At 56.2% G+C, this 11921-nt stretch carries 8 protein-coding genes; 2 read left to right on the plus strand and 6 right to left on the minus strand.

What is annotated here, in order from left to right:
- The 5 genes from B2828_RS02270 to B2828_RS02290 form a co-directional block, all read right to left on the minus strand.
- Positions 1-1395 carry a glycoside hydrolase family 38 N-terminal domain-containing protein gene (locus B2828_RS02270; protein WP_479632058.1) on the minus strand — a complete coding sequence of 465 codons (1395 nt, stop codon included), beginning with the start codon at positions 1393-1395 and terminating at the stop codon, positions 1-3.
- Entirely contained in the window at positions 1392-2438 is a 1047-nt protein-coding gene (locus tag B2828_RS02275) for a radical SAM protein (RefSeq protein ID WP_479632059.1), read from the minus strand. Before B2828_RS02275 ends, B2828_RS02270 begins: the two co-directional genes overlap by 4 nt.
- Positions 2435-3286, minus strand: a complete 852-nt coding sequence (locus tag B2828_RS02280; RefSeq protein WP_479632060.1) for a sugar phosphate isomerase/epimerase family protein — start codon at positions 3284-3286, stop codon at positions 2435-2437. Before B2828_RS02280 ends, B2828_RS02275 begins: the two co-directional genes overlap by 4 nt.
- Entirely contained in the window at positions 3277-4311 is a 1035-nt protein-coding gene (locus B2828_RS02285) for a zinc-dependent alcohol dehydrogenase (protein WP_479632061.1), read from the minus strand. Before B2828_RS02285 ends, B2828_RS02280 begins: the two co-directional genes overlap by 10 nt.
- Positions 4312-4519: 208 nt before the next feature.
- The gene (locus B2828_RS02290; protein WP_479632062.1) at positions 4520-7903 is read right to left on the minus strand and encodes a glycosyl hydrolase; all 3384 of its coding nucleotides are present in this window, start codon (positions 7901-7903) and stop codon (positions 4520-4522) included.
- A 129-nt stretch (positions 7904-8032) separates the two neighbouring features.
- Between B2828_RS02290 and B2828_RS02295 the strand changes: the two genes are divergently transcribed.
- Positions 8033-8365 (plus strand): transposase family protein, encoded by a 333-nt coding sequence (locus B2828_RS02295; RefSeq protein ID WP_479632063.1) that lies wholly within the window; start codon positions 8033-8035, stop codon positions 8363-8365.
- Positions 8341-9243 (plus strand): ISL3 family transposase, encoded by a 903-nt coding sequence (locus B2828_RS02300; RefSeq protein WP_479632285.1) that lies wholly within the window; start codon positions 8341-8343, stop codon positions 9241-9243. Before B2828_RS02295 ends, B2828_RS02300 begins: the two co-directional genes overlap by 25 nt.
- 33 nt (positions 9244-9276) lie before the next feature.
- Here B2828_RS02300 and B2828_RS02305 read toward each other — a convergent pair whose 3' ends face one another.
- Positions 9277-11904 carry a glycoside hydrolase family 38 N-terminal domain-containing protein gene (locus B2828_RS02305; RefSeq protein WP_479632064.1) on the minus strand — a complete coding sequence of 876 codons (2628 nt, stop codon included), beginning with the start codon at positions 11902-11904 and terminating at the stop codon, positions 9277-9279.
- Positions 11905-11921: the final 17 nt, after the last annotated feature.

An 11921-nucleotide genomic window follows, 5' to 3' on the forward strand; every position in this document is an offset into this window, starting at 1 on the left:
TTATTCGCCGAAGAAATTGCCAGCCATGAGCTTGTCGTCGATCGCCTTGATCTGCGTGGCCATCAACTCGGGCGAGTAGAGAGCACGCAGATGCGCGATGCCGTGTTTTTCCATGGCTGCCTTTATTGCGCGATTGGCCGCAGCCATGTCATCAAGCGACTCGCGCACATTGAACCGGCCCGGCGAAGTGGGCAGCGGAGGCCAGCGCGAGTCTGAGACATAAGCGCTGGTTACCGCTTTCATTGCCATCGAAAGGTCGGCATCGAGCGTTTCAAGATCAAACCCTAAATACTGAGCCACCGCTTTGATGCCGTTGAGAATCGAGAGGCAAACCGGATCCATGACTCTTGAATACTCCGTATTCGCCCAAGCCTTCGCCGTTCCGCCGTGCCATGCCACTCCGTTTTCGATACAAAGCAGTTGGTTGTTGGTAAACATTTCCCGTTCGGCAGCGGCGATCACTTCGCCAGGCGTCGAAAGCTCGAACCCCGCCTCAACCGCGGCATCGAGCAACTGACCAAACCGTTCGACGCTCTTCGGCTCAGGTTCAAAGAAACGAGCCTGATTGAATTGCTTCACATAAAAATAGGCCGATGATCCGATGTACTCAGCGTCTTCCGCATACGGCATAATGAACGAACCGCTCCCGTCGATACGCAGTTTCCAGTTCGCCAGCATGGCTTTGATTTCCTGGATGGAAACCGGTTCTTTTCGCAATCCCTCGGTGGCTCCCATCAAAAACCAAAGCATCGGATTGGCCATGCAATCAGAGCGGAAGATCATTTGCAGCCCCTCTTCAGTTCGTGATGGGTTGGTGATATATTTGAGGAACTGCGGTTTGTTTTTAATGTAGTCCTCGATTTTGAAGAGGTGGTTTTTGTTGCTATGCCCTTGAACATCGTAAGCCAGCCCCGTGGCGTTTCGGATTTCCTCAAACGAAAGCAGCAACGAATCGGCATCCATCACCAAGGTCTTAAAACCGGCCTTAAGATACAGCTCCGGCAGGTGGGCAGCCCACCCACATTCAGGGTTCCAACCCGTCTCTGGCCGTACGCCGATGTATTTTTCCCAAATATCCAACGCGTGCCGCAACGAATCAAGAGCGACCTCGAGCGGAATGTTGGCAAGCATCACGTGGATGTACGGAGAGGAGACCGGCTCGACTTTTCGCCGGGCGACAAGCTGCTTGAGCTTCTCCAGAACCTCCGGCGCCTGGGTCGCCATTTCCTCGATCGTCTTGCCCGAAGCTTCAAAAGCAATTTTGTAATCCCCGTTCAAAACCAAGTCGAAGAGCTTCTCATAACAATTCTTCATGACCCAGTGGCGTCTTTCCGGGGCGAGCTGCGAATACTGGATATTCGCATGCGGCATATAGATGATGCGTCTTTTATTCATTGAGGATGGGTGTCGATTTTAAGCGTTTTGTTGTAGTACCAGGGGCAGCGGGCACAGAGAGTGTTGCATTTCGGCGACTCCTCGCGGAAACGACGCGCCAAATCGTTGTTGAAAAGTTCGGAAATGGAACAGGAGCGAATGTTCCCGAGCGTGAAGTCGTTGAAATCGACGCAAAAATGCGCATTACCATCATGGTTGATATGGAGATGACGATAGGGCATCAGGCACGGCGCGGTTCCGATCTTTAGCGAAACCAAAGCATCAAACCACTGGGTAATATTATTGGCATGAATCTCGCTGGGATAGATTTCGACCGGAATGGGGTAGTGTTCGGTCTGAAGCCGTGCCGTCACCTCCGGCAACCGCGCCGTCCAGGCTTCAGCCTCTTCGCAAATCCACGAGGCGAGATGCGGCGCGTCCTGCCCAAAGCTGGTTTTGAGCCATTGACGATAATCGCGCGCTTGCGCCGGGGTACAATAGATCAGGTTTTGAAAGATCACCTGGTCAAACCCCAGCCGTGCCGCCAGAAAAGGGAAATCGGCTGCCGCGTGGTAATTTTCTCCGCAAAGCGTGAACAATACCACGCGCAAAACCTTTGAATCAATCCGCGAAATCCCGTGCTCGATCTTTTCGAACAAATGACTGGAATGGCGCAGCCGATTATGGATTTCAGCGGGGCCATCAATCGAAACATAGAGCGTCTTGATATTCCGGTTGATGACCTCCGCATTCTTCTCCAAAAGGGCTCCGTTGGTAATCAGCGCGGTTCGAAAATTCGCCTCCTGCAGCGCGTCGCTGACCGGTTCGAAAGCGCGGCTCAGCAGCGGTTCCCCCCCCCATAGGATGAACTCCGGGGCAACCCCGGTTTCCTCACGATAACACACCGCCTGATCCACGGCCCGCAGCCAATCCTCGATAGAAAGGTCGGCAGCAGAGTCACCCTCCATGTAACCGGCCTCGCCCCACTGTCCGCAAAAAGGGCAACGCAGGTTGCATTTTTTGGTGAGCTGCAAATGGATGAGGCGTAATTCGTGCCGGATCATAAACAGGAATTAATCGCGCTGAGAGTTCGGCAAAGCCCTGACTCAATATCGCCCGGTATTTCATATTCCATCATACCTATTCCATCGAAATCGCGAAACACGGCCATCAATATTCCCCAATTCAGTTTACCTTCGCCGCAGGCGCAGGGTTGCAATGCACCGGCTCCCGCCGTCTTAAAATCCTTCAGATGCAGCGTGCATATCCTTGGGCGCAATGCACGGTAGAGCGTTGCAATACGCGTTTCGCTCATCCCCACCGCGCCGAGATTTGCGGGGTCGAACAAAAGACCGATACGCTGATCCACCTCGTCCTGCAAACGGGCCAGCATTTCGGGCCGGGTCGTGACGCTGTGAAAATGCACGACTCCCCCCTGCCGGGTCGCAACGCCGCCGTGCGTTTCAACGGTTAGCTTAATGCCGAGCGGTGTCGCATGTCCGGCGGCTTCGTTAAGGCATCGCACCATCCGTTCCCAACGCGCTCCGGTCACCTCTTCCGCCGGGCTGAAGCCCGCAAAAATCCGCAGATAGCTTACGCCAAGCTTCGCCGCGATTTCGCTCACGCGCTTGATTTTTTCAAGATCGGCGAAACACGCAGCCTCGTCAGCCTGCGTGAAATCGTTGCCCGTCGAGGCGCAAATCGATTGCACACCGTAATGCGCAAAAAGGGCTTTGACCTCGGCGATGGCTTCATTGGTCGCTCCGACTTGCAACCGGTCATTCTCATGACCCGCAATGCCCAATTCCAAAACGCAGAGCCCCAAGCCGCGGGTAATTTCGAGCTGCCGCTCAAGCGGTGTTTCGCGAAAACCCCACGCCGCCGTACCAAGCTGAATGTTCCCTAGTCCCATTGGAATAGAATCTTAAAAACGTCCTCGCCTTTTTCCTGCTTGTAGCAAAAAGCCTCGTGGCATTTTTCAACGGGCCACGTCTCCACAGGCAGGCAGTTCGTCGAAAATTTTCCCTCGCTGATCCATTGCAGCACTTGCTCCTTATTGCCTGGAGCGAGCGCGCAGGTCATTGTGATCGTGGCGTTTTTCACAAACCAGCGATGCCACCAATCGAGTGCGATCGGCTCCGGGTAATCGCCCTGTAGATGAATGTGCGCCGGTTCGTCGTCGGCCCCCCACCCTCCGTCTTTGATGTATTGATGAAGCGTGCCAACCACCGCGGGATTCCCGCTGCACTCGATGACCTTGTCGGCCATTTTGCCGTGGGTAAGTTCGCGGATTTTTTCCGTTTCCGCGCCGTCGGCTAAAAATACATTGTCGGCGTAATGCTGCGCGATTTCGCATCGGCGGGGCGAAGGATCAATGCTGATGACCTTTGCGGAAGGGTTCAGAATTTTGACAATCTGCACCGCGCTCAAGCCCACCATGCCCGCGCCGACGACCAGCACCGTTTCACAGGGACGGAAGTTCAGCCGGTGTACACCTTTCAGCGCAACACAGGCCAGGTACGCCAACACCCCATCGCTGTCGGAAACATTATCGGGAATTTTGACCGCATAATCGAAGCCTGCCGGTGCGGTGACGGAATTCTTGATGACGTAATGCGAATTGCCGCCCCAAGCCGCGCAAACGTCGCCGAACTGGCGGCATTCGTTAATCATCACGCGGTCGCCGGGTTTGAGTGTCGTCTTTGCCTCCGGCCCAACGCTTTCCACCACGCCCACACTCTCATACCCGGGCACAAGCGGGTACCAACACTGCTCGGGATGCTGCTGCCCTCGCCATGTTTTCATGTCCGTTCCGGAACTGATGGCGCTCATCGTTGTCCGGCAAAGAATGGTATCAGAGGTCATTTCCGTGAGCTGGATATCACGGAAGGAAGCATGGAAGGGACGATCGAGAATTACCGCTTTAGAGGTCTTCATTGCATTTCAAACTAGGATTTGCCAGCCAAATTAGACCCACCGCAATCGCAGATCAACATTAATTGACTGACAATTACGAGTTCTGTTGCCTTTACATCTAACCTTACATTAACTTTAGCTTTACAATCCTTGTTGCTGGAATGTTGCCGAGAGCTATGCCGAAGCTGCGGAGAAATGGCGGGGCTGAAACAGAAGCGTCCAGATTGGCTTACGGGTTAACCCGAAGCATCTGCGCCGACTGTAAGATAACGGGCCCGATCAATCCCGACTCCAACAGCGGCGTATCGGCCTGAAATGGAGAAACCGTGGACCAAGTGTATCGTTTCTCCGGAGCAATACTTTGGTCACCAATCATCCGGTTGGGCCAAAGATTGGTCACCTTCACCTCCAGCGTATTGCGCCCCGGTTTTGCAATCCCGGAAATGTCCACGATAAACGGAGGTTTCCACAGTACTCCCAAATCCCTGCCGTTGACCTTCACTTCCGCAAGATTCTTCACCACACCCAGGTTCAAGCGTAGCGCCTTACCGGCTCCAAGCTGGACCGCGTTAACCTCGAAGTCCTTGGTATACACGGCCGTTCCGGAAAAATGCTTCACGCCTTCCTCCGGGTGGTCCGCCCAGGAAATGAGCTGCTCCAAAGTGACTTGACCGGGTGCACCCCAGCCCGGCGGGAATCTCAAGCTCCACGGGCCGGGCAACCGGTTTTCGGGCGTAGCAGAGACCTCGTGCCGCCATTGCCGCCCCGACGCAAACGTGGCTGTGTAGGTTCCCTCCACCCAAGGGGTAAGAACCGTCGTCCACCCGTCGCTTGGGGATAAATCGAAGCCTGTTCCCAACAAAGCCGGGGAGCCCTCCGGCGCATCGGCCACCCCGGCGCGACGAATGGAAACCAGGTGATCTTCCCTACCCTGGTCTTTCCGAAATACAACGAACACCGAGCCCGCCGCGTCCAAATGCATGGGGACCTCGATGCAGTTGCCGGACTGGGTGTAAACCGGCGCGGCTTCAATGACGCCCGTATCGGGATGCCAGAATTCCGGCACTCGGCCCGCCACGCGAAAACGGCACGCCGCATCCACGCCGCGGTATTCCTGGTTGGAAACGAAATAGACATCCCCCTTCGGCAACGCTCGGTGAATGTAGAGGAGTTTCGCGGTCGCCGGTTTAGCGGTGAAATCCGGTGCAAGCCCAAGCTGCGGCAGACATTGATCCAACGCTTTACCAAATAATATCCGTCCCTTGCCCACAGCCCGCATCCCGGGCGTTTCCGCCCCCATCCCCCACAATTCGTCAGCCAAATTTTTCAGAATCCCGTCGGCTTGGGGATAGTTCCGCAGACTGGGCGATTGGGAAACCCGGTTCCCCACGATGCTAGCCCCAGCCCGCGCCAAGTCGCGTATTTTTGCCAGAACAGCCGGGGTCATCCGGTCCGTGGGCGGCAGCACCAGCAGCCGATAGCTCATCCCGCCAGGAAGAACTAGGCGACCGTCACGGACTTCCATTTTGAGCAACGTCTCCGCGTCGCATCCGTCGTAATCGTACCCCTCGGGAATGCCAAGCTTCGCGCGGAGCGGCAAGGTATTCGGCGCCCCCTCCCCGTAAAAGTAGCAGACATCGGCCACAAACGCTCCCTGCGAGAGCATCCACTGGCACCGGCTCAGGTAATCCATCCACGCACGGCCCTGCTCCCACCACGTTTGCGTCCGCTCGAAGTTTATCCCCCACGGCCCCATGGTTATCCCCGGAAACCGATTTGCAAACGGCTGGTGGGCATAACGGTGAAACACGATCCGGTTGATCCCCAAGCAAAAACTCCGGTCCCCCAAAGCCTTCAAACTGAAAGGATCGTTTTTCCACGACGACAGCGACGGGAAGGCCGTATACGCCTCCGCCGCCGCCCAGCGCAGTCCGTTGATATGCGCCGCCGACGAAGCCTCTTTGCAATCCGCTATTCCTTTATCCGGCGAGTCGGGAATCCAGAATTCCCCCATCGGAATGTCCACACGGCCTTTGCATTGCAATTCATCGGCCACCGCCGGCATAAAAATCCCCGGCGCTTCGGCGTAAAACTGCAACCCATGTTGATGCGCCAAATCCCGGAGTTCGCCGTAGTGATTATCGGCGGTAAGATCGGCAATCACCCGGCGAAAATCCCACAGGAAACGCTCGCTTTGCTCCAGACTCCCGACAATGCGCCCCGAAAGCGTCGGCAACCACGGGAGCAAATCGTAGCCGCAGCGTTTTTGGAATTCTTCGCGCATCGCGGGGGTCCAGTTTTGGCACCCCGCCTCCCAACTGTCGGCCAGCATCGTTTTCAGCGCTTTGCCCGCCTGGGGTCCCGCATCCTTAAGCACCATCCCCATCAGCCCATTGTTAAAATGGTTGGCGACCGCCGCGCGGCTAAGTTTATCGCATTCCCATCCGGTAGCCTCCTCCGTGGCCGGGCTGTTTTGCTGCCCTTTGGAGGCGTAGCCAAAGCGGACCACCGTCCAATTCCCCGCCGGGGCATCCCACTCCAGCGTCCCATCCGGCTTGATCTTATCGCTCAGATTCACCAGGGTTTTGGGATCAATCACCATCCCGCCGGGAATGGCCCACGAAGGACGGTCATTGCTCGTCACATCCGCCCAGTACGCAGCCTTGCGGTCCCACATCGGCATACGGGCCCCCGCAAACGTCAGTTCGCATACATGCACCTCTGCGTGTTCCGAGTCGGGATCGAATTCCAATCGCCAATAGCGCGCTTTTGCCGGGGCAAAACTGCTCAGGTAAACGTGCGTATCCCCCTGGCAAAACACACTCATCGTAATGCGCCCAATCTTGCGAAATTCAACCCCGTCGTCGCTGATCGCCACATCTCCACCGGTGTCCCATTTTCGATGATCCAGCATCAACCGAAACGAACCAAAACTCCGCGGTTCTGAAAATGCGACCTGCAAAAACTGCGCCCCCTCCGCCTTTGGAATCACCGCAAAAGTCTCCTCCTTGCCGTCACAGATTTTCTCCAAACCACCGGCCCCTGCGCTTGCGGAAAGCGCTTCATTCCGTCCCGTCAAAGCGACATCGTCCCCAGCCACGGCAGGGAAAGCCCAGGTTGCAATATCCCCCCAAGCCATACGGTTCCCGGGCGAAAGCGTGATCTTTATTTTCTGCCCGCCATGCACCATCGCCTCGGTCGTGAAAACGAATTGCATGGCTTCCTCGGGTTTGACCCAAGGGCCGCCGGATTCCGACCACCCGGGACAGTTTTCGAACCCCAGTTGCATCCCCAAACGGGCCGATTCCCGGACGGCATGCCCCACCAACTGGTGCCATTCAGCAGAGAACGTCTTAACCGGCCCCTGCGGCCCCTGGTTCACATTAAAAATCTGAGCCTCGGCAATTCCAACGCGCTTCATCGCTTCAAGGTCGAGCGTAATGCCTTCTTTGGAAACATTTCCGCTCACCCAATGCCACCACGTGCGTGGATGAGCTTCCTGCGATGGCTGCCGGAACCCCTCCTCAAGCGTTTGACCACGAACGGCCCCCCCAAAGATGAAAAAGGCATTGAACAAAAACACACATCGGCAAAGGAGTTTTAGGGGTTTCATAACGGAAACAAAGGATGATCGAAAAAGAATATTTGTATGACAATATTCTTTAGCCCTACAAATTCAAGAAAAAATCGGTTCATCCGGGAAGTTCCTGCTGAGGGAGGGGTAATGTGGTAAAAGGGAGGCATGAGCCAGAGTTTGTTGTATCACGCCTTTGGAGTCCGGGAGGGCTACGAATATCGGAGCACAAAGTATGTGGAGGGGCGGGTGGAATTCCACCTGCGGGTTGAAAAGAAGTTGATGGTGTGTCCCGGGTGCGGGAGCACCAAGATCCATCGGCGCGGGGGACGCACCCGGCGCATCCGCAGCGTGCCCATCGGGCTCAAAGAGACGGTGCTGGTAGTAGAAGGTGCCGCAATGCTATTGCCCGGCCTGCCAGAAGAGCTTCGAGGTCTCCCCCCTTTGCCCGAGCCTACGTCCGATACAGCTTATCCCTGGCTCGACTCGTTTGCGGACTGAGCCGCCTGATGCCGCTTATCGATGTGGCTGCCTTGACCCACCTGGGCTGGGACAAGGTCAAGGAGATCGTCAAAGAGGACCTCGCCGAACGCTACAAAAGCCTCTCGCTCAAGGAGGTCAAACGCATCGCCATCGACGAAATCCATATCGGCACAAAAGCCAAGTTCTACACCCTGGTCATCGACCTGGAGAACGGTCACATTATCCACGTCGCCAAAGGACGCGGAACCGAGGCGCTGCGCAAGTTCTGGCGGCAGGTGCGCAAGGCCAAGGCACGCATTGAAGCCGCCGCCTGCGACATGGCAGCAGCCTACTGGAGCGCCATCTTGGAAAACCTGCCGCAAGCGGCGCTGGTCTTCGATCACTTCCACGTCATCAAGCTGGTCAACGAAAAGCTCGACGAACTGCGCCGGGCGCTGTGGCGCGAGGCTGACATTTTAAAGCGCAATACCATCAAGGGCAGCCGCTACCTGCTCTTGATGGGAGCCGAGAACCTTCCCGAAACCAAGCGTGAAAAGCTTGCCGAGGCGTTGCGATTCAACAAGCCACTCTCGACTGCCTACTACCTCAAGGAGGAACTGCGGCTGCTCTGGAGCCAGCCAAGCTTGAGCGCCATGAGCGCATTTTTGCAAAACTGGTGCGCCAAGGCATTGGAGAGCGGCATCGTCCAGATGATGAGCTTGGCCAAGACGCTCAGCGGCCACGCTCTGGGCATCTTGAACTACTTCCACTTCCCCATCTCCAGCGGAAAACTCGAAGGCATCAACAACAAGGTCGGCTGCCTCAAACGCTCTGCCTACGGCTTCCGCGACCACACCTTTTTCGTCCTCAAACTCTACTCCCTTCACGAATCTTCCCTCCGTCTCTCCGGCGTTTAGCGCAGGAACTTCCCGGATGAACCGGATGTTTTGCTATATTTGGACCCGGTGAGCAGAAAACGACTTCGAGTTATCGAGGACCAGAAGCCACGTCGCAATCTCTCCGGCGGCGAGCGCACCTAAAACTATTGAATAACCAAGAATGCTTATCGTGGCATTGGCGATAGAAGCTTGCGTGTTATTTTGTAAACGAACCTGAATGCTTTGTAAACTGCAATTGGCAACGGGAGTGAGCGCGAGCAAGGAAAGCCCGGGGGCCTTGATCGAAATGATTGAGGCGCACGAAGGGAGAGCCGGCATTTGGTCTTCCGTTGTATGGAACGGGACGGGGAGTGTCACAGGGGGCTCTTGCAGTTCATCAGCAAGGCGGGGGAGTAAATCAAAATCCGGCGTTAGCAACGCGCGAAAGCTGTGTTCACCAAGATCCGCACAGGGTTGCCACGGACGCTCCGCTGGGGTCCGCTTCACATCGCTTGCGTAGCGCGAGGTACGCGCGATCGTTGCTCGAAACTCGGAGTCGGTTGTATCGAATCCATACAGTGCATCGCTGGCAAATCCCACTGCGTTTGCCGCCTTGCCTACCTTTACCCAGCGTCCGCCGGGCACTTCGCCGCACGGCTCGCGGTGCACGGTTCCCCCGGGCACGGAATATTCGGCCATGCCTCCGGCGGGCAATACCAGCTTCAGGCGGGCGCCTCGGTCATCAAGAAAAGCTCGCACTCGCAACTCGACATAATTTGAATCGCGTCCCACTAGAAATGTGAAATCGACACGGGAATGCTCGCCGGAAAACCTCACCCACAAGGATGCCCGCTCCGGGCCTTTTTCCAGCAACTCAATCTTTTCAATGGTAAACCGTTCGCGCTCTTCGGTAAGTTCCCACGAAGCCCGCTCCTCGTTCATTCCTCCCCAGGCACCCCAGGGATCTTCGTAAAGTCGCACCTGTAAGCCGCCGCGCATCCATTCATAGCCATCTTGTGTAAAAGCCACCATCGCCGTCCCGAGTTCCGCTGAAACGGAAATCAGCCCGTTGCCTATCGACATGGAACGAGCATCCTGCACCGTTTTGACGCTAGTCGATGTTGGAGCCAGCGGAAGGTGTCCAAGCGGATCAAGTCCCATATGCAGCAGCGTCCAGCCCAAGGGAGGAACCTCGACGGGCACCACCACACGCCGCCGCCAGAGCAACTCAATCATACTATCGTGCTCTTCCGCAATAATCTGGTGTGGCAAACATTGCCCGGTGGCGTCAGCTACGGCGACTGGCGCGTCGAGGTGTCTGCCTTGATAGGTCCAGAGCGGGCGATAATCGAGGGAGACTTCCACTTCAATCTGCTTGTGAAGCTTCCAGGGATGAGGATTCCATACCAACACCGGTTGCGGCAGCGGGTGTTGAGCTGGCACTGGCCATGCCCCCTCCCCTGTATCAATGTGCGCAGCCAAGTCCGTAAGGGCTGCGGTCTCAACCCGCTGCGCATTGGCCAATACCCCGCCAACTTGAGCAAGTTGATCGTCAAATGCGCGCTCAATCGAAGAGCCCGGCAGGATATCATGAAACGCGTTGAAAAGCAGAGTATCCCAAGCGTTTTGGAACGAAACTACCGCAGATGGCTTATCCGTCTCGGATGATTTATACTCAGTCAACACCGTGGACACAGCAGCTACCGTGCGCTCTGCGGACAGCATTCGCGCTTCGGATTTGCGGTAGGCGAACTTAAATCGCGCCACCGAGGCACTGCACCCGCGCAAGCAGAAGTTCAGCTCGCCCTCACGTGTGGGAATCGCGTCCTCACCACGCCAAGCTAGTTCCTCACGCAAAGCAGCAAAGAACCGGTGCAGCCCGGAATGAACCACACGCACCTCGGGATTTTGTTCTGCCCATTTGCATATTTCCCGCAAGTGAACCCGCGACGGTCCGCCACCGTGATTGCCAAGACCATAGAACATGGCCACCGTATCGAGGTTTTCGGTATCCGCATGCGAAAGACAGGCATCAAGTCGTTTGCCAATCTCTGCCCGCTCACTGGCGTACCAGCCGTCATCAGGACGATAAGCGAGAATGCGTGCACCGCTGGCCCCCCGCCACCAGAACGCCTGGGACTGGAGTGGCAGGATGTTCTTTTGCGGTCTTGTGAAAGCATAGTTTTGCAGCCCGACTGCCGCAAAAATATCAGGAAGCCCCGCAGCGTGTCCGAAAGAATCCGCAGCCCAGGCCGAAGTGACCTCTACGCCAAACTTCTCGCGAAAGTAGCTCTTCCCACGCACGAACTGGCGGAGCAGAGCCTCCGTTGAGGGCAAATTGGTGTCCGGCTGTATCCAGTTACCACCGACAATGTCCCAGCGCCCCTCCTCCACAAGTTCGTGAATCTCCGCGAACAACGCGGGTGCATGGCGCTCGATATACGCATAGATAGCCGCCTCTCCCCGGATAAAGCAGAAATCCGGGAACTCGCGTAGCAGATTCACCATTGCCCGGCACGTTGCAATGCCTTCATTCATCCCCTCTCTCCAATCCCACAACCATACGGGATCCAGGTGTGCATTCCCAATCAAATAGAGCGTCTTGCCTTGCCTATGCGAATTCAAAGCGCTTCCCGATTTGGCCTGCGGAACGGAAACAGAAGATTGGGTAAACTGGGCGGTAGAAGCCATCCTATTCATATCAGACTTCAGGATAT

This window comes from Spartobacteria bacterium UBA695 (assembly GCA_002298145.1).
GTDB lineage: Bacteria > Verrucomicrobiota > Verrucomicrobiia > Chthoniobacterales > Chthoniobacteraceae > UBA695.